Source organism: Mesorhizobium sp. WSM4821 (assembly GCF_055901555.1).
In genome coordinates, this window is sequence record NZ_CM148371.1 from 5,638,736 (window position 1) to 5,662,501 (window position 23,766).

Genomic DNA, 23,766 nt, shown 5'->3' on the forward strand with positions numbered 1-23,766 from the left:
TCATGCCGGGACGAAGCGATAGGTGTTGTCCTTTCGCTCGATCAGGCCAGAGGCGGGATGCGGAAAATGAAACGCGATCAGCCGCATCTTCTCTGTCGCAATACGGTCCAGAAGCCAAGAACGCGTGCTTGCTCCTGCCTGCGGGTCCTGGTCGCTTGCCATCGGCCAGTCGGGGCGTGCAAGTGATATCGCGACATTGACGATGGCGTCGCCCACAATCAGCACCGGCTCGGTGCTACCGTGCACGGCGAAGGAGACGTGCCCCGGCGTATGGCCCTTCGTGTCCACCGCTTCCACACCCGGAAATACCTCGTCGCCCGGCTTGAAGAAGCTGACAACGTCTTCGATCGCAGCAAACCTGTTTCGAGCGCCGATGGCAAAGGCTTTGCGATCCTCGGGCATGACCTCCACTGCCTTGGGTGACGACCAGAAATCCCACTCGTCCGCGCTGATCTGATACCGGGCATTGGAGAAGACCAGTTCGTCGAACTCGTCTAGGAGGCCCCAGAGATGATCCGGGTGGGCGTGCGTGAAGATAACATCGGTGACGTCCTTTGGCTCAATGCCGGTCTCGGCAAGGTTCTCGAGCAATTTACCCGTGGTCGGCAGAAAGTTCGAGCCCGCGCCGACATCGAAGATGGCAAGCCGGTCGCCACGCCGCAGCAAAGTGATGTTGCAATCGTTTTTCAGGGTGTCCCTCGACAGGCCGGCATCCGACAGGAGCATCTTAAGATCATCTTGTGGAGCGCCCGGGAAAGAAAAGCCGACCGGAAGTTGCATGAACCCGTCGCTGACCACGGTGAGGTCGCCATCGCCCAGCGAAATGTGTCCGATGGCCGAAGACCGTGTGGTTGCGAGGGAAGACAGGGGCGCTGCGAGCAAAGCTTTTGCCACACCAGACAGGAACTTGCGACGATCGACAGCGTGAGCATTGGTCGCAATGGGGGACATTTGTTCGGATTCCTGGCCAGCGGAACATACATAGAGATTTTTGCATATTTGTGCGACATGCGCTAGCATTGCAAGGCTGCCGGTGCACAATTCCCGGCGGACAGGGAGGACGCCGATGAAACGCTTTCTACAATCAGCAACGATCCTCGCATCGGCATGGTTGGGGCTCGCATCCGCTGCTGCTGCACAGGCCGATGTCACGACCTACACGGTGGCCGCCGAATTCACCGACGTCATGGGCGACCTCGAGGACGGCGTCGTCAATCGCGGCTATGTCGTCGACTACCGAGGCCGTATTGGCGAAATGCTGAAACGGACATCCGAAGACGTCGGCGGCGCGAAGCCGCTTTACCGCAACGCCGAGTTCATCCAGTTCTGCTCCGCAGTCCTTTCACGCAGGGCCATGGAGGCCGACATCGGCAACATCGCTTACTGCCCCTACATCCTTTTCGGCTACGAAACTGAGGAAAAGCCAGGTGAAGTGACCATCGGCTTTCGCAGGCTGCCCGACGGCAAGGGGCGCGACGATGTGAACGATCTTCTGGACGAGATTGCCAAGGACGCCGCGGGAAAGTGAGCTTGCTGTGGCGCTGGCTAGCTGTGAACTTTCAAGGGCCGCCTGAAGGAACCAAGCCGAAAGCAAGCCGTGACCATAGCGGTTGAGCCGGCACCATGGCGTGACCCCACCCAGCTGCGATTTCAATGCCTCGTCGAGCCGATCGGGGCGGAGACCTCACGCCGATTGACACTGTGCCTGTGCGAACGGCCTCTGATCAGGATGCTTTTGGGGCTCCCTGAGAATTCCATGCGCAGACGAAGACGGCGAAGATCAGGTCACTAGCTCCGCGCTTTCGCCGATGGTCTCGGTTGGGTCGATGCCGGACTAGATGCCCAATGACGGGACCAGGACCGCGGCGCCTTTGAGTCTGCCGGCGCGCAGGTCGTCCAACGCCTGATTGGCCTGTCCCAGCGGATAGGCCCTTGTGTGCGTGCGAACCTGCGCACGCTTGGCAATGGGAAAGAATTCTTCCGCGTCGCGGCGTGTAAGGTTTGCAACCGACACCAATTCCCGTTCCCCCCAAAGCAATCCATAGGGCATCGCCGGAATGTCGCTCATATGAATGCCCCCGCACACCACCCGGCCGCCTTTGCGCACGGCACGCAGCGCAGTCGGCACCAGAGCGCCGACGGGAGCGAAGATGATCGCAACGTCGAGCAGTTCGGCTGGACGTTCGTCCGAGCCGCCGGCCCACTTCGCGCCGAGCGAGCGTGCAAATTCCTGAGCTTCTCTATCGCCTGGACGCGTGAACGCGAAAACCTCACGACCTTGCCAGATCGCGACCTGGGCGACGATATGCGCGGCAGCGCCGAAGCCATAGATCCCGAGCAGCTTGCCGTTGCCTGCCTTGTTCAGGCATCGCCAGCCAATGAGGCCGGCGCAAAGCAGCGGCGCCAGCGATATGGGATCGGCGTCCGCATCCAGATCGAAGGCGAAGTGTTGGTCGGCCACGACATGGCTGGCGAAGCCGCCATCGTGTGTATAGCCGGTGAACAGTGGCTGATCGCAGAGGTTTTCAGTGCCTGCGGCGCAATAGCGACAGCAGCCGCAGGTGTGCCCGAGCCAGGGCACCCCTACCCTTTGACCAAGCCGGGACCGCGCGACCCCTTCACCGACCAAATCAATGATGCCAACAATTTCATGCCCTGGGACGAGCGGCAGTTTTGGATGAGGCAGATCGCCGTCGACGACATGCAGGTCAGTGCGGCAGACCGCGCATGCCTCGACCTTCAGCCTGATCTCACCAACCCCGGGTATGGGATCGGGCCGGTCGACCGGCTTCAAAAGGGTGCCGACGCTTTCGAGCACCATCGCTTTCATGACGTTTCCCACCACTGCAAACGGAAGCGGATCACGATCCACCTCTCTTTGGTGTCCAGTACATTACCAAGCGATCGTCATGCGGTCTTCGACCACGCGCACGCCGGGCATGCGCACGCCGGCCATGCGAGCCAGTCGCCAGGCATTTCTTGCGAAGTCGACCTGTCGCGCAAAGTTCGATTGCCTTCCTTGTCCTGAGTCAAACCCATTTCGCGTCCTGAGCCGCTAGGCCAACCGTGCATATGTTTGCCGAACGCGACAGATATACTTTGCCGATATTAGCGGCCGCGGGGCCGCCCGGTCGAGCTCTAGGTAGTTTCCCGTAGGGACATAACCGAATTTCGCGATCTGCCGATTCACGCGATTGCTGTGTCACGGACCAACCGGGAGAACAGCCATGCACGCCTACACGAGCTCAAGGATTGCCCTGCCCTCGCACGCCGCCCAGCCGAGCCAGCCGGCGGCGTTCGACACCGCACCGCTGCAACCGCTCAGCTTCTTTCCCGCCGGCGCCGAAATCTATGCCCAGGGCGAAAAGGCCGGCGCCTTCTACCAGGTCGAGTTCGGCGCCGTCCGCGTCTACCGCCTGCTGGCCGACGGCCGCCGGCAGATAAGCGCTTTCCATCTGGCTGGAGAGACCTTCGGTTTCGAAGCCGGCGCCACGCATCATTTCTTCGCCGAAGCGATCAATGCCACCGGCGTGCGCGTCTTCCGCTTCGCCGCCGGGGCTGACATGTCGCATCAGTTGCTGCCCCTGGCGCTGAAGGGACTGACACGGGCCCAGCAACACCTCCTGGTGCTCGGCCGCCAGAACGCCATCGAACGCATCGCCGCCTTCCTGGTCGACATGGCGGAGCGGCAGGGTGGATTGCGGCAGGTCGAACTGCCGATGTCGCGCATGGATATCGGCGACTATCTCGGCCTCACCATCGAAACCGTATCGCGGATCTTCACCCGGCTGAAGGACAAGGGCGTCATCCGCCTGCTCAACCTGCGCAGCATCGAAATCCTCAAACACGACGCGCTTCGTTATATGAGCGAATGATCGGCGGTCTCGACAGCATCGGTGCAGAGCGCACGAAGCGGTTCGGGAGGCCTTGCGATTTCCAAAGCGTCCCGGTCTGGTTTGTCATTCGCCCCGCATGGTCGCCTGGAGCGCCGGCAGATGCTTCTTCTGCGCCTCGAGCATCCGCTCGCGATAGACGCCGTAGATGGCGTCCGTGTCCTCGACCATAGGGAAATCCTTACGGTGCCTGCGCGAACTGGTCTTCTTATTGCAGGTTATTGCTGGCTGCTTCTGTCAATCGCGCAAAAGTGCCTCAAACAGCGCGTGTGGCTCTCCAGCAAACGGGTTAATTACCGTGACCCCTCCCCACGTAAAACCTTCCTGAAGGTCTTCGGACAGGAGCAAGCGACACTTAGCCTGCGACGATGCCGACAGGATAATGGCATCCCAGATGCCCAACCGATGGTCCGTTGCGAGATCGGCCGCCGCCTGCATGACCTCTACAGATGTCTGAACGACAGCAAATGCGTCACGCCAGCCAAGCAAGGCGTCACGCGCTTCCACGCGCGTCTTTCCTGCTTTGCGGACGAGAACGTTGAACAGTTCGCCGAGTACTTGAACTGGTATGATTGCAGCATCCTGTGGCAGGCGCCGCACAACATTCAGCGCGACCGTCCGCTTGTCGGCCCCGTTGACGCCCTCAGCGTAAGCGAGAACGTTGGTGTCGAGGGCAACCTTCACGGTTCATCCTCGTACAGTTCATCGCGCGTCCAGCGACCGACATTCACGACGGCCTGCTTCTCAAGCCGGGCCAAGAGGGCCGCCCGCGTGCCACCGGCCACGTCCCGGTATTCACCGGCAGGAACGATGCGCGCCACCGCCCGGCCGTGGCTTGTGACGACATAACTATGCCCCTCGCGAACGCCACGCAGGATGAGAGAGAACTTGCGGTTTGCCTCCGCTGCAGAGACAGCTTCATCCATGACGGGCCTCCTAGAGTAGTTATTATACCTACTTAGCCAGGCAGGAGTAAACTTTCAAGAGCTATCACTGGATCGCTCGGTGGGTCGCGGCCGAATTGGAGGCGCGATTTTCATCGGCGCTTTGTCGAACCAGCTAACGCTCATCAATCAGAACAAAACAGATGTTCCTTTTGATTTGCACATCGTTCGATGCGGCACCTGGATAACGCCTGTCGGTAATTTCTACGCCAGCCCATCTAATGCTACGACGGTTCGTCGGTACCTTGCGACCCGCCAGACGCTTCGCCGAAGGCACGCTGGCCGGCTTCACCGCCGCGCGCCGAGCGGTGGGAAGGCGGTGGATCACGCTCGGCGAACGCGTCATTTCGGCGGCGCAATCAGGCGATGGCGTCATGCAAACGTTCAGGAACGCCGGCTTGTGTATTGTCGGACATTTGCCGCGGCTGCAACGGCCGTTTCTCGAGCGCATCGCCCGAGCGAAGTAATGACGCCATCGCATAAACCTTTTTGCCGGACATGCGTTGTTCATTCTCCAAACCAAGGAGATAGCCATGCAGATGAAATCCGAGATTGCCGGCGAAGCTGCGAAGCAGCGCCACATCCAGCGTCGCATCGATGCCAAGGACAAATCGAAATCCAGAGGCAAGCAGCAAGGCGCCATGCAGGCCGGAGCGCGCAAATATCCCGAACCGCCCTTTCCCAAACAGCACCAGCCGAAGCCGGGGCACGAATGGGCAATCGAGCCGGCGCCCCTCTATGATGCGCCGTTCTATATCGGATCAAAAAAGCTCGACGGCAAAGTGGCTGTCATTACCGGCGGCGATTCAGGCATAGGCCGAGCCGTGGCCGTGCTCTACGCGCGCGAAGGCGCGGACGTGGCGATCGTCTATCTGTCCGAGGACAAGGATGCCGAAATGACGAAGGCGGCGGTGGAAGCCGAAGGCAGGCGCTGCATGCTGGTCAAGGCCGACGTCAGCGAGCGCGACCACTGCCACAATGCGGTGGCTGAGGTGGTGAAGGAGTTCGGGCGGATCGACATATTGGTCAACAACGCCGCTTTCCAGATCCATTCCAGCGAATTCGGCGATCTGACCGAAGAGCATTTCGACACCACGCTGAAGACCAACCTCTACGGCTATTTTCACATGGCGCAGGAGGCCGTTCCGCATATGAAGCCCGGTTCGGCGATCATCAACAGCGGCTCCGTAACCGGCATCGAGGGTTCAAAGCAACTGGTCGATTATTCGATGACCAAGGGCGGCATTCATGCCTTCACGCGCGCGCTCTCGGGCAACCTGATCAGCAAGGGCATAAGAGTAAACGCCGTGGCGCCGGGACCGGTGTGGACGCCGCTCAATCCATCAGACAAGCAAGCCAGTGACGTTTCGAAGTTTGGCGCGGACACGCCGATGAAACGGCCGGCGCAACCGGAAGAGATCGCGCCAGCCTACGTGTTCCTCGCCTCGCCGCACTGCTCGAGTTACATCACCGGCGAGATATTGCCGATCATCGGAGGCTATTGACGGCGGAAATACCGGCTCGCCGGGATGGCGGGCCGGAACTCAAGGATCTCGGCGGCGGCAACGCAAGGGCCAGACACGATGAGCATGTTTTACCGCGCGGCGAAAATCGCCGAACAGGTTCATGCCGGGCAGACCGACAAGACCGGACGGCCCTATATCGAACATTGCCGCCGGGTCGTTGACGCCGTCGAAACGCTCGACCAGAAGGCCGTTGCCTACCTTCATGACGTGCTTGAGAAGGCCGACGACTGGGACCGCGATCGGCTCGAGGCGGCTGGTTTCGGAACCTCCATCGTGTCGGCCGTCGATGCCATGACACGCAGGCCAGGCGAGGACGACCTCGCTTTCGTGCGCAGGGCAGCAGCCAATCCCTTGGCGCTGCCGGTCAAGCGCGCGGATCTCGCCGACAATCTGTGGCAGGCACGACAGATTGGCGCCTCGACGTCGAAATATGAAGACGGCCTGCGGATCCTCGATGAAGAATTCGACGACTGAGGCAAAGATTGCCGTGTGCGGTGGCGTGTCAAAGACATAGCGCGATTCAATCCAGATTTGAGGGAACGTTACCGCCGAAGAGTTCGTTCCCCGCTTATCGACACCAAATCGGCGGCGGGTTTTGCACGTGAAGGGAGATTGCCATGAAAGTCGGTAACTGCATGACCAGGAATGTTGAGATCGCGAACCCCGAACAATCCATTGGCGAAGTGGCGCAGATGATGGGCAGGCTTGACGCGGGGGTGATGCCGGTGGGCGATAACGATCGGCTGGTCGGGATGATCACCGATCGTGATATCGCGATCCGCGGCGTAGCATCGGGCAAGGGACCTGACACCAAGGTGCGCGATGTCATGAGCCCGGAGGTCAAATACTGCTTCGAAGACGAAGACGTCGAGCATGTGCTCGAGAACATGGGCGACCTGCGGGTGCGACGGCTACCGGTTTTGAACCGTGACAAGAGGCTTGTCGGCATCATCTCGCTTGGCGATCTCGCGACCAACGGCGAAGCGGCAGAAGCCGGAGAGGCTTTAAGCGGCATCTCGGTGCCGGGCGGCGAGCATTCGCAAACCGCTCACAACTGACGCCGTGACACATTAGGGCGGGATCAACGTATCGTTGCGCGGAGCGTCGGCCGGCGCGGGCGCCCCGTTGGCTCGTCAGCCAGGCGCCGGTCCAAGGGCATCTCGCAGCCGGGGTGGCCCGCGGTTCGCGGTTGCAGACGACAAGCATGAGCGCAGATATTCGCGGACGATTGCAAGCGTCCCGCCAAGGCCTATGATGAAGGGTGGCCTTTCGGAGTGGATGGATTTGGGTTGGTCGCTGAACCTCGGGACGATTGCAGGCACGACCGTGCGCGTCCATTTTACCTTCCTGCTTCTGCTCGTCTGGATTTGGCTAACGCATTATCGGATCGGCGGCGCGCCGGCGGCGTGGGAAGGCGTTGCCTTCATCATTGCCGTCTTTGCCTGTGTGGTCCTGCATGAGTTCGGCCACATCGCCGCGGCACGATATTTCGGCATCAGCACGCCCGACATCACGCTTTTGCCGATCGGCGGCGTGGCCAGGCTCGAACGCATGCCGGAAGAGCCGGGACAGGAATTCGTGATCGCGGTGGCGGGACCGCTGGTCAATGTCGCGATCGCCGCGCTGATCTTCGCCTTGCTCGGCGGGTGGGCGGGTGTCGAACAGATGGCCGGGATCGAGGATCCGCGTACGAACTTTCTCGCCCGGCTTGCCGGGGTCAATGTCTTCCTGGTGATTTTCAACATGATCCCGGCCTTCCCGATGGATGGCGGCCGTATCCTGCGCGCCGCCCTTGCTGCCCGCCTTTCCTGGTCGCGCGCGACCCAGATCGCGGCTTCGATCGGGCAAGGATTGGCCTTCGTCTTCGGATTCCTTGGGCTGTTCTACAACCCGCTGCTGATCTTCATCGGCATCTTCGTCTATCTTGCCGCGGCGGCGGAAGCACAGAACGCACAAATCCGGCAGGTTGCCACAAGCGTGCTGGTCGGGGACGTCATGATCACCGAGTTCGCCCGGCTGGAACAGTCGGCGACGCTCGACGAGGCAATCGAAATGCTGCTCGCCACCACGCAGCACGAATTCCCTGTCATCGACCTGGCTGGCCATCTCCAGGGATTGGTGACACGCGACGACATGATCCGGACATTGAAGGAAAAGGGACCTGCTGCACCGGTTACGAGCGCAATGCGCAACGATATCCCGAAAATACATCACCGCAAAAGCCTCGAGGAAAGCCTGCGGCTCATGCAGCAGGCAGATGTGCCTGCCATTGCCGTCGTGGACAGTTCCGAACGGCTGGTCGGGCTCATGACGCACGAAACCATTGGCGAGATGCTTATGGTCCGCTCTGCCGTTTCGGACACCTTCCGTTTTGGCCGTTTGCGTGGGGCCAAGCCGCGACTCACTCGGATCTGAGCACGAGGGTTTTCTGAGACCGAAGACGGCCGCGGCTGGATCGAGGTCCTCGACAAGGGCATGCTCGTTTCCCTTCGCGGCAAGACCGGCTGGCGGCAGGTCGAAGTCGGGCGCGGCTCGTCCGATGCCACCTGCCCGGTTGTAACCGTGGAAACCTGGCTCAAACTCGGTCCCCTCTTCCGGCGCATCACCGGCCAGGGCAAAGCGGTCGGCGCCGATCGGCTCAACGACCAGGAGGTCGCCCGCCTCGTCAAGCGGACCGCGCTGGCGGCCGGAGTACGCGGCGACCTGCCGGAAGGCGAACGCGGAAAGCTCTTTGCCGGCCATTCGCTGCGCGCCGGCTTCGCCTCCTCGGCCGAAGTCGACGAGCGCTATGTGCAGAAGCAACTCGGCCACACGAGCGCCGAGATGACCCCCAGGTATCAGCGGCGGCGTGACCGCTTCCGGGTCAATCTCACCAAGGCGTCCGGGGTCTGAAGGCGCCTCCCCTCCCCGCCTGATGTCGCAACGTGACGGTCCGGGAGAGCGGGATTTTCACCTTAGCGCTTCAACTGAAATCGGGAAGTAAAACCGACAACCCCAAAGTCGGACGGGCTATTCATGCTCCATGGTGGCATCCAGACAGCGAAATAATCTTATGGCGTGGCGATCGATGAAAGATGAAGGCAGCAACGCGTGGATTGTTTGCTCAATCTGACACGAGGTGAACATCTGCCTCAATCTTCACTGAACGCATGGTGGATCCAATCAGCAAGGGGTTTTACGCGATAAGAAAGCATTGTGTGCGGTTTCCCTTTGAAAGAAACACGATTTTCCTCTGGTACGACAGGGATGCCGGTGGCTACGGCAGATGCAGAGCGCGCTTTCTGGGGTGGCAGGCGGCCACCGGGCAAGGACGAAACAAGCCGAGATAGCGGCTGTAGCCGACAGAAGCCCCTCCCCTCCTCGTCACGCGCCAAACAGCCGCCGGTCCCAGTAGACGGGCTGGTGCAGACTTGTCTGGATCCTTGAAAACTCCGGATGCGCCGGATTGATCAGCACATTGCAATCGAAACGCGCCACGACACTCGGCACCAGCAGGATGACGCTGCGCCGTTCTAAACACCAGGTTTCGCCAATCCCTTGCTCACCGTCGCCGGCATCGTGTCCCAGCCGGGCAGTGACGGCTGGGAAAAGACCTCATAGCTCAGCCCGTGCGGGATCGTGATTTCGATGTAGTGCTGGTTCGGCGGCAGTCGGCCGCTGCCATGCGCCAGCTTTTCCAACAGGCCGGTCGAATAGTGCTCGCTGGTGTAGATGATGGGACTTCCGGGCGTGTTCCATCGGCCTGGCGCAATTGTCGAGCCGGTCGCGTCAAAGATCGGGTAGGTGCCGGCCGGATCGCCGATGCGAAAGGACGATAGCGTGCGATCGAGAGTCTGCGCCGTCACGCAGCGCTGCCGTACTTCAGACTTGCGAGGATATCCACCACCATTTCGGCGCCGAACTCGCTCAGGATAACGACGTCGATCGGTCGCTTGTCCTCGATCATCGGGTGCGGCCGAAACAGGAAATCGCGCGCTTCCTCTTCGTTCTGCCAGACATCGACAGCAAGGCCCCAGACGCGCGCCACGCGGGCCAATCGTGTGCCCTCGTCCGACGATAGGCGATGGACCGCCTTGCGCCGCTCGTAGGTCGCCTTGGGGATCAGCCGGTATTTGAACTGAGCATCGCCAGGCGCCAGAAGATGCGCAACGCGCTCGAGCGCCCCGATGGGAAGTCCATTCTCGATCCGGGAGATCAGCCCGAAAGGCGACCGCGCCGCCACCTCTTCAACGGGCAGCCCCAACACGTCGGCGACATTGCCGAACGCTAGCATCACGCTCCACTCCATTTGAGGCAAAATATAGCCTCACATGGTGCGCCGTGCAAGCCGCTTGCATCAGCGCGAACCGATCCGCCAACAGTTTTAACCTGCCATCCTTGCGGTGGCGCCGTTCGCTCGCAACGCGGCCATCAGCATCGTCCCGGCCGAAAACTGCCCTGCCCTCGCCTTCTCGGTGAGAACGCGCAGATAGCCACCAGCTGACTCCATGTGCTTTGCCCGCTGCAGAATGCAGGCAATCACCACCGCGGCGATTTCCTGCCCCATGACATGGCAGGCATCCTCATACGCTGACGGCGAAACACCAGGTATCCTCGCACCTGGGCGGCGGTTCTCATGAAATCGCGCCAGTTGCCGATCCCCTCAACGGCGTAGTCTGCAATTTCGGGGCAGGCCTTCAGCACTAGCCCCAGCGGATAGCTTTTCGGCGGCTCTGCGGTCCTCGTTAGTGGCTCGGCCGCCGCCCTACCGCCGGATCGAGCGAGAGCGCCTGGTCGTCGGCGTAGAGCTGGTCTCGAACAGCTGCAGGCCGGAACGACGCTGTTCCGGCCTGCCTGCCTTTTGCATTTTTAAGAGCCCGCGACGTGCGGCAGAAGTTCAACCACACCGCGATAGATCATCTCGCCGGCTACGTAGAGGATGATCACCAGCCCGACATAGGCGATCCAGCGATGCTTCTGGAGCAGATTGGCAATGAAGCTTGCGGCAATGCCCATCAGCGCGATGGAGAGGATAAGGCCGAAGATCAACACGTTCGGGTGCTCGCGCGCGGCACCCGCTACCGCCAGGACATTGTCGAGCGACATGGACACATCGGCGATGACGATCTGCCAGGTTGCCTGCGCCAGGGTCTTGCGTTGAGCTTTGCCGGCTACGATGCCGTCGTGGTCGACGTCATTTTCGGAAAGCGCTTCGATCGCCTGTGCTTCCTGCGCATGGTTTTGCCGGAGTTCGCGCCACATCTTCCAGCATACCCACAACAGCAACACACCGCCGGCCAACAGTAAGCCGACGATCTGCAGGAGCTGGGTTGTCGCGGCCGCAAAGCCGATGCGCAGAACGGTCGCTGCGACAATGCCAATGAGGATCGCCTTTCTGCGCTGCTCTTTGGGCAGCCCGGCCGCGGCAAGGCCGATAACGATGGCGTTGTCGCCGGCCAGCACCAGGTCGATCATGATGACCTGCAAGAGAGCGGTCATTGCTTCGGGACTGAAAAATTCTGTCATACGGCACCCTTGCGTTCAGCTAGGGGTGACGCGGCTTGCGAGCAAAACCGTAGAGCAACGCGGACACCGCGTATGACAGGAGAAATGCCGCTACAGCTGAAGAGATCTCAAAGCCAGGCCACCCGGATTAAAATTCCAGTCCGACATCACAGTCCTGATGGACTGCCAGAGGGGCCCGGCCTGGTAGCACCTAGCTAATTGCGGAATGCGACAAACTCAAGACTTAAATGTGCTCCGGCATATGCAAGACCAGGTCTCACGCTCATGGCTGCGCGGTACTGCGATCGGTTTCTTCGGGTGCTCTTCCCGCCAGCGGCAGCCCGAAGGCGCTTGACAAGATAGCGATCGCCCGCTCAACTTGACGCATTCACCAGGGGAGTCCCGGCAAGGGGCTGAGATACTGCTGGCTTTTGCGGCGCAGTGACCCGTTGAACCTGATCCAGTTCATACTGGCGTAGGGACGGTGCAAGCGCTTTGCGGGGCCTCATGCCCGAAAACCTGTAAGCAGGCAGGAAAAGCGTCTTTTCATCCTTCCGGCACAGAACTGGGTCTCCAATGCATGAGCAAAGGAGCCTCAAATGAATGCCATTACCCCCGCCGTCTCGACGGGACCGTTGCCCGCCTCGAGGAAGATCCACAAACCCGGCACGATCCACCCGCAAATCAGGGTGCCGATGCGGGAAATCGCCGTCCATCCGACGGCCGGCGAACCGCCCGTCACCGTCTACGATCCGTCCGGGCCCTATACGGATCCGAGCGTCGAGACGAATATCGAGAACGGACTTTCCCGGTTCCGGCACGCGTGGATCAAGGCGCGCGGCGATGTCGAATCTAGGGAAGGCCGTAATGTCAGACCGGAGGACAACGGCTTCGCCTCAGGCGAACGGCTGACGCCGGAATTTCCTGTCCGCCACCGGCCGCTGAAGGCCTTGGCAGGCAAAGCGGTGACGCAGCTTGCCTATGCGCGCGCCGGAATCATCACCCCGGAGATGGAGTTCGTCGCCATTCGTGAAAATCTCGGCCGCGAGAGCCTGCGCGGCGGGATGCAGCGCGACGGCGAGTCTTTCGGCGCGGCGATCCCTGATTTCGTCACGCCGGAATTCGTGCGCGACGAGGTGGCGCGCGGGCGGGCGATCATTCCCGCCAACATCAACCACCCGGAGAGCGAGCCGATGATCATCGGCCGCAATTTCCTGGTCAAGATCAATGCCAATATCGGCAATTCGGCGGTCACCTCCTCGATGGCCGAAGAGGTCGAAAAAATGGTCTGGGCGATCCGCTGGGGAGCCGACACGGTGATGGATCTGTCCACCGGCCGCAACATCCACAACATCCGCGAATGGATCGTCCGCAATTCGCCGGTGCCGATCGGTACCGTTCCGCTCTATCAGGCGCTTGAGAAGGTCGGAGGAATCGCCGAGGACCTGAGCTGGGAAGTCTACCGCGACACGCTGATCGAACAGGCCGAACAGGGCGTCGACTATTTCACGATCCATGCCGGCGTGCGGCTGCACTACATCCCGCTGACAGTCGACCGGGTCACCGGCATCGTCAGCCGGGGCGGCTCGATCATGGCCAAATGGTGCCTGCATCATCACCGCGAAAGCTTCCTTTATGAGCATTTCGAGGAAATCTGCGATATCGCCAGAGCTTACGACGTGTCGTTCTCGCTTGGCGACGGCCTTCGTCCCGGCTCGATCGCCGACGCCAACGATGCGGCGCAATTCGCCGAACTGGAAACGCTTGGCGAGCTGACCAGGATCGCCTGGGGCAAGGATTGCCAGGTGATGATCGAGGGGCCGGGCCATGTCCCCATGCACAAGATCAAGCAGAACATGGACAGGCAGCTCGAAGTCTGCGGCGAGGCGCCGTTCTACACGCTCGGGCCGCTGACGAGCGACATCGCGCCGGGCTACGACCACATCACCTCCGGCATCGGGGCGGCGATGATCGGCTGGTACGGCACGGCCATGCTCTGCTACGTCACGCCCAAGGAGCATCTCGGCCTGCCTGATCGCAACGACGTCAAGACCGGTGTCATCACCTACAAAATAGCCGCTCACGCCGCCGATCTCGCCAAGGGTCATCCGGCAGCGAAGCTGCGTGACGATGCATTGTCGCGGGCGCGGTTCGAATTTCGCTGGGAAGACCAGTTCAACCTGTCGCTCGACCCTGAAACCGCGCGCTCCTTCCACGACGAGACCTTGCCGAAGGAGGCGCACAAGCTGGCGCATTTCTGCTCCATGTGCGGGCCGAAATTCTGCTCGATGCGCATCTCCCACGACATTCGGGCCGAGGCCCAGAAAGAGGGCATGGCGGCGATGGCGGCGAAATACCGCGAGGGCGGTGATCTCTATATGGCGGTGAACGGCGACCCGCCTGGACCGGAGGTGTCGGAGCCGTCATGAGGGTTCTGGTCAAGGGGGCCGGCATCGCCGGCCTCACCGCCGCTTGCGAACTCGCCGCCCGCGGTGCGGCGGTGACCGTCGCCGAAATCCGCGATGGCCTTAGCGGCAACGCCTCATGGATGGCCGGCGGCATGCTGGCGCCCTGGTGCGAGCGCGAAAGCGCCGAGCAGCCGGTGCTGGATCTCGGACGCGACGCCGCCGAGTGGTGGGATGCGGCGCTGCCGGGCCGTGTCACGCGGGCCGGAACGCTGGTTTTGGCGATGCCGCGGGATGCGGGCGAACTCGACCGCTTTGCAAGCCGCACCTCGGGCCATCGGCTGGTCGACGAAGACGAAATTGCGCTGCTGGAGCCCGATCTCGCCGGCCGTTTCGGCCGCGGGCTGTTCTTCCCCGGCGAAGCCCATCTCGATCCACGCCGTGCAATGGCGGCGCTGCATGAAAAGCTCGCCGGAAGCGGCGTCGAATTCCGCTTCGGAGTGGACGCCCAATCTATGACGGGGTTCGACCGCGCGATCGACTGCACGGGCATGGCTTCCCGCGATGACAGGCTGCGCGGCGTTCGCGGCGAGATGCTGATCCTGCATGCGCCGGATATTTCGCTGTCGCGCCCGGTCAGGCTGCTGCACCCGCGCTTGCCGCTCTATCTGGTGCCGCGCGCCGACCACCATTTCATGGCAGGCGCAACGATGATCGAGAGCCTGTCGGCAGGACCGGTCACGGCGCGCTCGATGATGGAACTCCTGAATGGCGCCTATTCGGTTCATCCCGCCTTCGGCGAGGCTGCCATCGTTGAGACGGCCGTCGGCATTCGCCCGGCCTTTCCCGACAATTTGCCGCGCGTCCAGATGAGCGGAAAGACAATCGCCATCAACGGACTCTACCGCCACGGTTTCCTGCTCGCCCCCGCCATGGCGCGCCAGGCGGCCGAGCTTGTTTTTTATTCCGACAGACCAGTGGAGCTTTGCTGATGAAACTGACAGTCAACGGCGAAGCGCATGAGATCGCCGCCGCCACCCTGGCGGAGCTTCTCGCTGCGCTCGACTACGAAGGCAGCTGGCTTGCAACGGCCGTGAACAGCGACCTCGTGCATGCGACTGAGCGGACACTGTTCCAGTTGAAGGACGGCGACCGGATCGAAATTCTCTCACCGATGCAAGGGGGTTAGCAACGTGCTCGAGCTTTACGGAACGAAGCTTGCCTCGCGCCTGCTTCTCGGCACCGCGCAGTACCCCTCGCCGGCCATTCTGGCCGATGCGGTCAAGGCATCGCGCGCATCGGCGGTGACCGTCTCATTGCGCCGCGAAATGGCAGGCGGCAGGGGTGGAGAGAAATTCTGGTCGCTCATCCAATCATTGCAGTTGCACGTCTTGCCCAACACCGCCGGTTGTCACTCCGTCAAGGAAGCCGTCACCACCGCAAAGATGGCGCGCGAGATCTTCGGCACCAACTGGATCAAGCTCGAGGTGATCGGCAATCATGACACGCTGCAGCCTGACGTGTTCGGTTTGGTCGAGGCCGCGCGAATCCTGTGCGAAGACGGTTTTGCCGTATTCCCGTATACCACGGATGATCTCGTCGTCGCCGAGCGGCTGCTGGGGATAGGCTGCAAGGTTCTGATGCCGTGGTGCGCGCCGATCGGTTCGGCGCTCGGACCGGTAAATGTCACCGCGCTGCGTTCGATGCGCGGCCATTTTCCGGATGTCCCGCTGATCGTGGATGCGGGCATCGGCCGCCCATCTCACGCGGCTGTGGTGATGGAACTCGGCTTCGACGCTGTGCTCCTCAACACGGCGGTGGCCAAGGCCGCAGATCCGGTCGGCATGGCGCGCGCATTCGGCAAGGCGGTCGGCGCCGGCCGTGAGGCCTATCGCTCGGGCCTGCTCGAGCCGCGCGACGTCGCCGTCCCATCGACGCCGACGATTGGCCAGGCTGTCTTTCAATGAAACTCGACCCTTTTTATCTGATCGTCGACAGCGCCGCCTGGATCGAAAGGCTGGCGCCGCTCGGCGTCAGCCTGGTGCAGCTTCGCGTCAAGAACCTCGACGAGGCTGCGCTGCGCGCCGAGATCCGCAAGGCGAAGGCCTTGTGCGCCCGCTACAAATGCCAGCTCATCATCAATGACTTCTGGCGGCTGGCGATCGAGGAGGAATGCGACTTCATTCATCTCGGGCAGGAAGATCTGCAAGCGGCGGATCTTGCCCGGATAAGGGCTGCAGGTCTCCGTCTCGGCCTCAGCACGCACGATCATCGCGAACTCGAGACAGCCCTTGCCGCAAGACCGGACTATATAGCGCTCGGCCCGGTCTATCCGACCATCCTGAAAAAGATGAAATGGGCGCCGCAGGGGCTTGAGCGGATTGGCGAATGGAAGCGCCGGATCGCGCCGACACCTCTGGTTGCGATTGGCGGGCTCAACCCCAACCGGCTCGAGGGGGTCTTCGGCGCTGGTGCGGACAGCGCCGCGGTCGTGACCGACATAACATTGAACGCCGTTCCGGAAGCGCGAACGCGCGAGTGGATCGAAAAGACAGACCGATGGCGTTGAGGCGCGAACCGCATGTGCTTGTCGTTGGCGGATCCGACTCCAGCGGCGGCGCCGGCATAGCCCGCGACATCGAGACGATCTCGACGCTTAGCGTGCGCACCTGCCTTGCCGTTAGCGCCGTCACGGTGCAGACGCATGAAGCCGTCACGCAAATCCACAATCTGCAAGCCGATCTGGTGGCCGACCAGATGTGTGCGGCGCTGCAAGCCAACGAGGTAGGAGCGATCAAAATCGGCATGCTCGCAACGGAGCAGATCATCGTCGCCGTCGCCGATGTGCTGCGCCAAAACCCACAGATACCGGCAGTCATCGACCCGGTGCTGGTCTCTTCTTCGGGCAGGCCGCTTCTGGAAACAGGTGCCATCGACGTCCTGAAGCATGAACTCATCCCGCTTTGCCGTCTTGTCACGCCCAACCTCATCGAGCTGGCTGTGCTTGCCGGCTCGGAACTGGCCATGGACGAGGACGGCGCATTGCAACAGGGTCAAAAACTGCTGAGCGCCGGGCTGCAGGCCTTGCTGATCAAGGGCGGCCATGCCGCAGGATGCCGATCCACGGACATCCTGCTGCGCTCAGGTCAAGGACCCGTCCGCTTCGATGCGCCGCGTCTTGCCGGATCGATGCGCGGGACGGGTTGCATGTTAGCCAGTGCCATTGCCGCGCATCTGGCGAACGGAAGCCTGCTTGAAGACAGCGTGCGCAATAGCAAGGTGTTGGTTTTCGAGAAGCTTCGGAAAATCGGTTCTCGGGATTGAGGACTTCACGGAGATTGGAGTGGTCCCATCCGCCGCGGCACCCCGTCGTCGGTAGCCACGCTATGCGAGATCGGTGTGGGCGAAATCATTACCCTTGTAGAGAAGTGTCACGCCCAGCACCTTGGCACATGCGTAAGCGAAACAGTCGCCGAAGTTGAGATCAGCGACATGCCCAACGGCTTTTCCATAGGCCACACTGGCGTTGATCGCTTGCTTGCCGATCTCTGGCGAGATCGGCACCTCTTGGGCATCGAGGTCATCAACGAACGCCCTTACCGCAAGTTCTGCCTGCTGCAGCAGGGCCGGCGACGGCTTGGTGTTCGGTGCGGCCACGAATGCCTTCTGCCGCGCCAAGGCCACTGATGCCTCGAACGTCACCAGAGGCGAAACGAAAAACGCCCCGTCGGACACTGACAACCGCTTTTCTATTTCCTCGAATCCGGGCTCGCGACCAAGGATCGCGACGATAACAGATGCATCGAGGAACATCAGGCCTCGCCCCACATCTCGTCGGTATAGGCCTTCATGTCGAAGGTGGGATCGCTGGGGCCCATGGCATCGGCCAGCGCCTTGGAACGGGCCAGCCGCTCGTTGACGGGGAGTAACCGCCGCGCATGCGCGAGCTGCGTTCGCAGGGCCTGCCGCACTGCTTCGGTCTTTGTTCTCGTTTTGGTGAGCTTTCGGACTTCTTCCGCCAGCGCGTCGACTTCGGCATCCCGAATAAAAAGAGCCATCTGGATATCTCCTTTGGATATCTATATAGCGCATCATCGATATATCCGCTAGGCTTTTTCGGGCGACACCGCTCCTCCGCTATCTAGATGGTCGATAAACCCGACCGCTCGCCGTCGAACCGCAACCGCAGCTTGACCGCAGCCGGGATCTCGATGGCATCTTTGGGATCGGACGGCGGCGTATGGGTGATCGGCAGGACGCGGACGACCGGCGTGCCATCCTCCTGCATGGCGACCAGTGCCAGCACGAGGCACGGCCGGTCCTTGTCACCTTCCTCCCGCCCTCGCGGTGTTGCCAATGCCAAAGACAGGAATAACGGAAGACCTGGCCGACCTTGATTTCAGCGTCGTGTTGCCAAGGCCGGGTTCGACCCGACTGCGTTTTCCGCCCACGGCCTGCGCTCCGGTTATCTCAGCGAGACCGCACGTTGCGGCATTCCGCTGCCGGAAGCCATGCAGCTATCGCAGCATCGCTCGATCAGCCAAGCCTCCAACTACTACAATGACGCGGAACGGACGCACGGGCGGGCGGCGCGGGTTCTTGCCTGACCAGATTGGCAGAGGCCTGAGATACTCTTGGTTCAAGCGCGTTCACTCCCACGGCTTCGGCACTCGGCATCTTCCCTCACCTCAACGATCGTTCGTTCGTTTGAGTTCGTTTCTCCGAGCGCGCCAGTCTGCCCAATCAACCGGCTCGGAGTTGACGACCCTTAAATCGGCTGGAGTAAACCGCTCTGTGAACAGCACCAGGTTCTGACATGGCCAGCGTGCACTCGGCGCCAAGATGCCGTCGAAGCCGAGAAAGGCGGCTGCATCACCGATCTCCTGCGTTCGTTCGTAGCTGAGCGATCCATAGGTTTCGGGCGAGACTCCTAGGCCTTCCAATGCAGCAAGATCGGCTATCCTCAGCGTTCGTTGGGTGCGGACCAAAATTCGGTGAAGAACCGACCGAATTTTCGAGGGAAAGACAGGTTGCCGACTGAGGTGGAAGTGGATCTCCTCTAGGGCGCCTTCGCGCTCGAGCGAGGTGTAAAGAACATCGAAGGTGCCCGGATCCCATCGAGCGCGAGACGGATAGCCCTGTAAAGGTTCCCGCTCTTCCCGCACAATGCGCCACCCTTCACCTTCAAAAGAAACGCCGTCATGCGCGTCGAGCGCGTCGAGCAGATCCGGATCGCGCGCGCGCCGCTCCACCCGACAATCTTAGACGTATGCGCCGGCGTCGAGCCGCTCAATTACAGCCAGAACTTCCTGCGTCCGGTCCGCATTGATGAGATCAATGGCACGCTCATTGTTGAGGAGCGGATGACGCGAATGCAGCCAAAGCCGCGTTTCGTCGGCTGTGTAAAAATCCGACAGGCGCTCGACGACGTAGCGCAAATCCGCGATGACCGTCTGGGTCCGCAGATTTGGGGAACCGTTACCATGGGACCACCGCGATACGGTCGCCGTCGACACGTCAACGATGTTGGCTATGTCCTTGCCCTGAAGTCCACCGCGTGAGCGCAGATCATCCAGAATTCTCATCACTGCTGTGCTCACGACATTACCCTACCTGCTCGAATCTGCTCTGGGCACCGTCGCCTGCCGGCGCAGCGGAACCGGTTCACGTGGTTGGCCCGCAACTAACGACATTCTTGCTCATCGGGCACACACTTCATGCCGATAATTACAGATTGATTTCACAAATGTCAATTGTGTAATCATTTCGTAACAGGCCAGAACGCAACGCCCAAATCACCTCCGCTCGCTGTAGGACACAGCAACTGGAAACGATGGCGGGCGTTTGAGGAACGGGATAGAAGGCTATCTGTGGCAGCAAGCCTGGTTGAGGACAGCCCGACGGTCATGAAGCCAATGAACGAAGAGCATCTCGCGGTGCTGCGCAGGCACATGGTCGAGATGATAGCAATCCATACCGATCTCGCAAGCGACGAACTTGGCAAGGCGGCGCTCGGTGAGCGGGTCATGGCGGCGATGGGGCGGATACCCCGGCATCTCTTCGTGCCAGCGTCGGTTGCGCCTTATGCCTACCAGGACATGCCGCTCCCGATCGGCTTCGGCAAAACCATCTCGCAACCGTTCATTGTGGCTCTCATGACCGATCTCCTTGCGCCGCAACCGCACGAGGCGGTACTCGAGATCGGCACCGGGCTGGGCTACCAAACCGCAATTCTCGCGGTGCTCGCCGGGCAAGTTTGGAGCGTCGAAATCGTCGAGGAATTCGCCAGCCATGCGGAGGCGCTCCTGCAGGGCCTCGGCTTGTCCAATGTCGGCATTCGCGTCGGAGACGGGTCGCGCGGCTGGCCCGAGCACGCCCCATTCGACAAGATCCTGGCCACGGCGGCGGCTGAACGGACACCGCCGGCTTTATTGAAGCAACTCAAGCCGGGAGGACGCCTGGTTCTGCCTTTGGGGCCTGAAGAAGCACAGTTTCTGACTGTCATCGACAAGGATGTGGCAGGACAGCTCGAGACTCGGCAGCTTATCCCAGTCCGGTTCAGCCGGCTCGAAACCGCCTAATGAAAGGTGCAGCGCGACCGGGATTTTTCGTCGTCACGCCTGATGCCAGGATCCAGTCCGGGTCAGCAGGATCAATCGGCTCGGGAATGGCGCGCGAGCGCATGGGCGTGCCTGACGAAGAGTCCGCGCTCCTGGCCGTCATAGCGTAGGCGGCGCAGCTCGATGGTGTGGAGGTCAAACTCCTCGATCGTCTTGTCTGAGAAGGCAATACACACATCGTTGTCGGCTCCCAATGCGAGAACGCCTGCCTGTGTTCGCGTCACCAAGACCGTCACTTCTGCCGCCTGATGGCGGATCTGACCTCGGCGTTTGCGCCAATGTTACAAGTTGCGCGCCGGCACTTGAATCTGATTTGCAGACCCTTGGAAATCCCTCCGATTCAAGACTAAATCATCCCGCTTCAGCTTTTTGGGGAGACTCTGATGGAAAACCACGAGCCGTTTCTACGCGAGGCGATTGCGCTCTCGAAATCCGCGATGGAACGCGGCGACGAACCGTTTGGCTCGGTGCTTGTGAAGGACGGCGAAGTAATCCTGCGCGCCGAAAACAGCGTCTTCACCGGCCACGATATGACGAACCATGCCGAGATGAACCTCGTTAAATTGGCGGCGCAGCACTACGACACTGCTTTTCTCGCTGACTGCACGCTCTACACCAGCACCGAACCGTGCGCGATGTGCTCCGGGGCGATTTACTGGTCGGGCATCGGGCGTATGGTATTTGCGTGCTCCGAAGCGCGGCTTGGCGAGATCGCCGGGATCGGGTTGAACGTGCCGAGCCGGGCGGTGTTGCAAACCGGCGCGCGCATCGTCACTGTGGTTGGCCCGAACCTCGAAGACGAAGCCGCCGAAGTGCATCAGCAATTCTGGCCAAAGCATCTGGGCAAAGCCTAGAGCCTCGGCTTCGGACTCATTGATCAGAGCCAGCAGATGACGGCGGCCGCTTTTTGGCCTTGCCTCAAGCGATGTCGTCGCGAATGCAGGCCTTCAGATGGCCGTCAGACGTTGCCCGCAGCGGCGGGACAGTGCCGGCACAGGCGTCCAGGGCAACCGGGCAACGGGTTCGGAAAACACACCCGGTTGGTGGATTTGCGGGGCTTGGAATGTCGCCCTTCAGCACCTGCCGGCCTTGCTTGGCCAGCGGGTCGAGCGACGGAATGGCCGAGAGCAGCGCGCGCGTATAGGGATGCTGCGGCCGGGCATAGAGCGCGGCCGCCGGTGCAACTTCCATGATGCGCCCAAGATAGAGAACGATCACCGTGTCGCAGATATATTCGACGACGGCCAGGTCATGCGAAATGAACAGCATGGTCAGGCCGAGCCGGACCTGCAGGTCGCGCAGAAGATTTATGATTTGCGCCTGAATGGAGACATCGAGGGCAGAGACCGGCTCGTCGGCGACGATGAATTCGGGTTCGAGCGTAAGCGCCCGGGCGATGCCGATGCGCTGACGCTGCCCGCCCGAAAATTCGTGGGCGTAGCGGTCAAAGGCATCGACCGGCAACTCGACCGCGGCAAGGGCCTTTTGCGCCCTGGCCCGCCGCTCGTGCCTGTTGCCGATACCCTGAATCTCCAAGCCTTCGGTCAGAATCTGCCCGATGGTCATGCGCGGCGACAGGCTGGCGAAGGGATCCTGGAAGATATACTGCATCTTGCGGCGCTGGCGCGCCAGCGGGCCGGCGCTCAGCCTGGTGATATCGACGCCGTCAATTCTTATTTCTCCCGACGTCGGCTCGATGAGACGCAGCACCGAGCGCCCTATCGTGGTCTTGCCCGACCCGGATTCGCCGACGAGGCCGACCACCTGGCCGCGTGCAATATCGAAGGAAATATCGTCCAGCGCCCTGACGATGGGACCGCGCGAGAACGCCGTCGGCGCAAAATGCTTGGTCAGGTTCCTGACCGAAAGGAAGGGGGCGTCCACTGTCAGAGATCCTCCCAGCGCAAACAGCGGCTTTGCTGGGTCGGCGTCGCCGCGAACAATGGCGGTACCGCCGCGCGGCAGGCATCGACAGCCATGGTGCAACGCGGTGCGAAGGAGCAGCCCTTGGGCAGCAAGGCCAGCGACGGAACATTGCCGGCAATCGTCGGAAGCGGCGTTCCTGCTGCCTTCAGTGCCGTGGCCTGGCGGAGCCGTGGTACCGAGCGCATCAGCCCGGCGGTGTAGGGATGACGCGGACGGGTGAACACCTCGCTCACCGGACCCGATTCCACGATGCGACCGGCATACATCACCGCGACCCGGTTGGCGATCTCGGCGACGACGCCGAGATTATGGGTGACGAACAAAATGCCCATGCCGCGTTGGGCTTGCAGCTCGGCCAGCAGGTCGAGAATCTGGGCCTGGATGGTGACGTCGAGCGCGGTAGTCGGCTCGTCGGCGATCAGCAAGGTCGGATCGCAGGACAAGGCCATGGCGATGGTGGCGCGCTGGCGCATCCCTCCCGACAGCTCATGCGGGTATTGCCGCGCGCGCCGACCGGGATCGGGAATACCGACCTGAGCCAGCAGACGCACGGCGTCGGCGGCCGCATCACGATGCGACTTGCCGCGATGGATGCGGATCGGCTCGGCGATCTGTTCGCCGATGGTGTAGACCGGATTGAGGCTGGTCATCGGCTCCTGGAACACCATGCCGATGTCGTTGCCGCGCACCTTGCGCAGCGACTCAGGATCAAGGCCGGTCAGTTCGGTGACTGTGCCATCCCTGCGCCGCAGCGCGATCGATCCCTCGGCAATGTGTCCGATCTTCTTCGGCAACAGGCCGATGATCGACAGGCTGGTGACGGATTTGCCCGATCCCGACTCGCCGACGAGCGCGACCGTCTCGCCTGAGCCTATCGCCAGATCGACGTCCTGCACGGCGGCGATGTCGCGTCCCGCGATACGGAACACCGCCCGCAGACCGGAAATCGAGAGGATCGGAGCGTCCAC

Annotated in this window: 28 protein-coding genes, 5 pseudogenes and 1 riboswitch; of the genes and pseudogenes, 16 read left to right on the forward strand and 17 right to left on the reverse strand. The window is 61.6% G+C overall.

The window, feature by feature from the left end; all coding sequences use genetic code 11:
• Window positions 1-951 carry an MBL fold metallo-hydrolase gene (locus tag AC0NID_RS27570; RefSeq protein ID WP_473459125.1) on the reverse strand — a complete coding sequence of 317 codons (951 nt, stop codon included), beginning with the start codon at window positions 949-951 and terminating at the stop codon, window positions 1-3.
• 115 nt (window positions 952-1,066) lie between these two features.
• On the opposite strand from AC0NID_RS27570, the gene AC0NID_RS27575 reads away from it, so the two are divergent.
• Window positions 1,067-1,528, forward strand: a complete 462-nt coding sequence (locus AC0NID_RS27575) for a DUF302 domain-containing protein (protein WP_473459123.1) — start codon at window positions 1,067-1,069, stop codon at window positions 1,526-1,528.
• Between the two features lie 306 nt (window positions 1,529-1,834).
• Here AC0NID_RS27575 and AC0NID_RS27580 read toward each other — a convergent pair whose 3' ends face one another.
• Window positions 1,835-2,830, reverse strand: coding sequence for a zinc-dependent alcohol dehydrogenase family protein (locus AC0NID_RS27580; RefSeq protein ID WP_473459121.1), 996 nt, complete (start codon window positions 2,828-2,830; stop codon window positions 1,835-1,837).
• Between the two features lie 397 nt (window positions 2,831-3,227).
• On the opposite strand from AC0NID_RS27580, the gene AC0NID_RS27585 reads away from it, so the two are divergent.
• Window positions 3,228-3,875 carry a helix-turn-helix domain-containing protein gene (locus AC0NID_RS27585; RefSeq protein WP_474033345.1) on the forward strand — a complete coding sequence of 216 codons (648 nt, stop codon included), beginning with the start codon at window positions 3,228-3,230 and terminating at the stop codon, window positions 3,873-3,875.
• 255 nt (window positions 3,876-4,130) lie between these two features.
• Here AC0NID_RS27585 and AC0NID_RS27590 read toward each other — a convergent pair whose 3' ends face one another.
• The 3 genes from AC0NID_RS27590 to AC0NID_RS27600 form a co-directional block, all read right to left on the reverse strand.
• Complete coding sequence (locus AC0NID_RS27590) at window positions 4,131-4,577, reverse strand: PIN domain-containing protein (RefSeq protein ID WP_473457481.1); 447 nt, start codon at window positions 4,575-4,577, stop codon at window positions 4,131-4,133.
• A complete protein-coding gene (locus AC0NID_RS27595) occupies window positions 4,574-4,819 on the reverse strand; it encodes a type II toxin-antitoxin system prevent-host-death family antitoxin (protein WP_473457482.1) in 246 nt (81 codons plus the stop codon). The genes AC0NID_RS27590 and AC0NID_RS27595 overlap by 4 nt, the downstream gene beginning before the upstream one ends.
• A 377-nt stretch (window positions 4,820-5,196) precedes the next feature.
• Window positions 5,197-5,337, reverse strand: a complete 141-nt coding sequence (locus tag AC0NID_RS27600) for a hypothetical protein (RefSeq protein ID WP_473457483.1) — start codon at window positions 5,335-5,337, stop codon at window positions 5,197-5,199.
• Window positions 5,338-5,370: 33 nt separating this feature from the next.
• Here AC0NID_RS27600 and AC0NID_RS27605 point away from each other — a divergent pair, with 33 nt between their 5' ends.
• The 5 genes and pseudogenes from AC0NID_RS27605 to AC0NID_RS27625 all read left to right on the forward strand — a co-directional run.
• A complete protein-coding gene (locus AC0NID_RS27605; protein WP_473457484.1) occupies window positions 5,371-6,342 on the forward strand; it encodes an SDR family oxidoreductase in 972 nt (323 codons plus the stop codon).
• A 78-nt stretch (window positions 6,343-6,420) separates the two neighbouring features.
• Window positions 6,421-6,837, forward strand: a complete 417-nt coding sequence (locus AC0NID_RS27610; protein ID WP_473457485.1) for an HD domain-containing protein — start codon at window positions 6,421-6,423, stop codon at window positions 6,835-6,837.
• Window positions 6,838-6,980: 143 nt separating this feature from the next.
• Window positions 6,981-7,421, forward strand: coding sequence for a CBS domain-containing protein (locus AC0NID_RS27615; protein WP_473457486.1), 441 nt, complete (start codon window positions 6,981-6,983; stop codon window positions 7,419-7,421).
• A 220-nt stretch (window positions 7,422-7,641) separates the two neighbouring features.
• Window positions 7,642-8,778, forward strand: a complete 1,137-nt coding sequence (locus AC0NID_RS27620; RefSeq protein WP_473457488.1) for a site-2 protease family protein — start codon at window positions 7,642-7,644, stop codon at window positions 8,776-8,778.
• Window positions 8,779-8,784: 6 nt separating this feature from the next.
• Window positions 8,785-9,255, forward strand: a pseudogene (locus AC0NID_RS27625) (tyrosine-type recombinase/integrase); the annotation flags it as partial.
• Between the two features lie 471 nt (window positions 9,256-9,726).
• Here the strand turns inward: AC0NID_RS27625 and AC0NID_RS27630 are convergent.
• The 4 genes and pseudogenes from AC0NID_RS27630 to AC0NID_RS27645 all read right to left on the reverse strand — a co-directional run bounded on the left by AC0NID_RS27630 (window position 9,727) and on the right by AC0NID_RS27645 (window position 11,868).
• Window positions 9,727-10,208 (reverse strand): annotated as a pseudogene (locus AC0NID_RS27630) (RES family NAD+ phosphorylase).
• Window positions 10,205-10,636: an antitoxin Xre-like helix-turn-helix domain-containing protein gene (locus tag AC0NID_RS27635; protein ID WP_473457598.1), complete on the reverse strand. Its 432-nt coding sequence runs from the start codon at window positions 10,634-10,636 to the stop codon at window positions 10,205-10,207. The pseudogene AC0NID_RS27630 and the gene AC0NID_RS27635 overlap by 4 nt, the downstream one beginning before the upstream one ends.
• 90 nt (window positions 10,637-10,726) lie before the next feature.
• A pseudogene (repC, locus tag AC0NID_RS27640) lies at window positions 10,727-11,109 on the reverse strand (plasmid replication protein RepC); the annotation flags it as partial.
• Between the two features lie 102 nt (window positions 11,110-11,211).
• Window positions 11,212-11,868 (reverse strand): TerC family protein, encoded by a 657-nt coding sequence (locus tag AC0NID_RS27645; protein WP_473457489.1) that lies wholly within the window; start codon window positions 11,866-11,868, stop codon window positions 11,212-11,214.
• Window positions 11,869-12,230: 362 nt separating this feature from the next.
• Window positions 12,231-12,347: riboswitch (TPP riboswitch) on the forward strand.
• A gap of 99 nt (window positions 12,348-12,446) precedes the next feature.
• Here AC0NID_RS27645 and thiC point away from each other — a divergent pair.
• From thiC to AC0NID_RS27675, 6 genes are read left to right on the forward strand one after another with little or no spacing between them, the layout of a single operon-like run.
• A complete protein-coding gene (thiC, locus tag AC0NID_RS27650) occupies window positions 12,447-14,276 on the forward strand; it encodes a phosphomethylpyrimidine synthase ThiC (protein ID WP_473457490.1) in 1,830 nt (609 codons plus the stop codon).
• Window positions 14,273-15,244: a glycine oxidase ThiO gene (gene thiO / locus AC0NID_RS27655; RefSeq protein WP_473457491.1), complete on the forward strand. Its 972-nt coding sequence runs from the start codon at window positions 14,273-14,275 to the stop codon at window positions 15,242-15,244. The genes thiC and thiO overlap by 4 nt, the downstream gene beginning before the upstream one ends.
• Entirely contained in the window at window positions 15,244-15,441 is a 198-nt protein-coding gene (gene thiS, locus AC0NID_RS27660) for a sulfur carrier protein ThiS (protein WP_473457493.1), read from the forward strand. The genes thiO and thiS overlap by 1 nt, the downstream gene beginning before the upstream one ends.
• 4 nt (window positions 15,442-15,445) lie before the next feature.
• Window positions 15,446-16,219 (forward strand): thiazole synthase, encoded by a 774-nt coding sequence (locus tag AC0NID_RS27665; RefSeq protein WP_473457494.1) that lies wholly within the window; start codon window positions 15,446-15,448, stop codon window positions 16,217-16,219.
• Window positions 16,216-16,821 (forward strand): thiamine phosphate synthase, encoded by a 606-nt coding sequence (locus tag AC0NID_RS27670; protein ID WP_473457495.1) that lies wholly within the window; start codon window positions 16,216-16,218, stop codon window positions 16,819-16,821. The genes AC0NID_RS27665 and AC0NID_RS27670 overlap by 4 nt, the downstream gene beginning before the upstream one ends.
• The gene (locus AC0NID_RS27675; RefSeq protein WP_473457599.1) at window positions 16,812-17,576 is read left to right on the forward strand and encodes a hydroxymethylpyrimidine/phosphomethylpyrimidine kinase; all 765 of its coding nucleotides are present in this window, start codon (window positions 16,812-16,814) and stop codon (window positions 17,574-17,576) included. The genes AC0NID_RS27670 and AC0NID_RS27675 overlap by 10 nt, the downstream gene beginning before the upstream one ends.
• Window positions 17,577-17,636: 60 nt before the next feature.
• Here the strand turns inward: AC0NID_RS27675 and AC0NID_RS27680 are convergent, their stop codons facing one another.
• The 3 genes and pseudogenes from AC0NID_RS27680 to AC0NID_RS27690 form a co-directional block, all read right to left on the reverse strand.
• The gene (locus AC0NID_RS27680; protein ID WP_473457496.1) at window positions 17,637-18,065 is read right to left on the reverse strand and encodes a type II toxin-antitoxin system VapC family toxin; all 429 of its coding nucleotides are present in this window, start codon (window positions 18,063-18,065) and stop codon (window positions 17,637-17,639) included.
• Window positions 18,065-18,310: a type II toxin-antitoxin system VapB family antitoxin gene (locus tag AC0NID_RS27685; RefSeq protein ID WP_473457498.1), complete on the reverse strand. Its 246-nt coding sequence runs from the start codon at window positions 18,308-18,310 to the stop codon at window positions 18,065-18,067. Before AC0NID_RS27685 ends, AC0NID_RS27680 begins: the two co-directional genes overlap by 1 nt.
• 101 nt (window positions 18,311-18,411) lie before the next feature.
• Window positions 18,412-18,650, reverse strand: a pseudogene (locus AC0NID_RS27690) (plasmid maintenance toxin (PemK-like)); the annotation flags it as partial.
• Between the two features lie 2 nt (window positions 18,651-18,652).
• Between AC0NID_RS27690 and AC0NID_RS27695 the strand changes: the two are divergent.
• Window positions 18,653-18,859: pseudogene (locus AC0NID_RS27695) on the forward strand (site-specific integrase); the annotation flags it as partial.
• An 81-nt stretch (window positions 18,860-18,940) separates the two neighbouring features.
• Here the strand turns inward: AC0NID_RS27695 and AC0NID_RS27700 are convergent.
• Together AC0NID_RS27700 and AC0NID_RS27705 are read right to left on the reverse strand one after the other, a co-directional pair.
• Window positions 18,941-19,504 carry an RES family NAD+ phosphorylase gene (locus AC0NID_RS27700; RefSeq protein WP_473457499.1) on the reverse strand — a complete coding sequence of 188 codons (564 nt, stop codon included), beginning with the start codon at window positions 19,502-19,504 and terminating at the stop codon, window positions 18,941-18,943.
• Window positions 19,505-19,513: 9 nt separating this feature from the next.
• On the reverse strand, window positions 19,514-19,852 hold the full coding sequence (locus tag AC0NID_RS27705) for a hypothetical protein (RefSeq protein WP_473457500.1): 339 nt from the start codon (window positions 19,850-19,852) through the stop codon (window positions 19,514-19,516).
• Between the two features lie 306 nt (window positions 19,853-20,158).
• On the opposite strand from AC0NID_RS27705, the gene AC0NID_RS27710 reads away from it, so the two are divergent.
• Window positions 20,159-20,833: a protein-L-isoaspartate(D-aspartate) O-methyltransferase gene (locus AC0NID_RS27710; RefSeq protein ID WP_473457501.1), complete on the forward strand. Its 675-nt coding sequence runs from the start codon at window positions 20,159-20,161 to the stop codon at window positions 20,831-20,833.
• 71 nt (window positions 20,834-20,904) lie between these two features.
• Here the strand turns inward: AC0NID_RS27710 and AC0NID_RS27715 are convergent, their stop codons facing one another.
• On the reverse strand, window positions 20,905-21,099 hold the full coding sequence (locus AC0NID_RS27715) for a hypothetical protein (RefSeq protein WP_473522323.1): 195 nt from the start codon (window positions 21,097-21,099) through the stop codon (window positions 20,905-20,907).
• Window positions 21,100-21,255: 156 nt separating this feature from the next.
• Between AC0NID_RS27715 and AC0NID_RS27720 the strand changes: the two genes are divergently transcribed.
• Window positions 21,256-21,726 (forward strand): nucleoside deaminase, encoded by a 471-nt coding sequence (locus tag AC0NID_RS27720; protein ID WP_473457503.1) that lies wholly within the window; start codon window positions 21,256-21,258, stop codon window positions 21,724-21,726.
• A 64-nt stretch (window positions 21,727-21,790) separates the two neighbouring features.
• Here AC0NID_RS27720 and AC0NID_RS27725 read toward each other — a convergent pair whose 3' ends face one another.
• Entirely contained in the window at window positions 21,791-22,756 is a 966-nt protein-coding gene (locus tag AC0NID_RS27725) for an ABC transporter ATP-binding protein (RefSeq protein ID WP_473457504.1), read from the reverse strand.
• Between the two features lie 2 nt (window positions 22,757-22,758).
• The gene (locus AC0NID_RS27730) at window positions 22,759-23,766 is read right to left on the reverse strand and encodes an ABC transporter ATP-binding protein (protein WP_473457505.1); all 1,008 of its coding nucleotides are present in this window, start codon (window positions 23,764-23,766) and stop codon (window positions 22,759-22,761) included.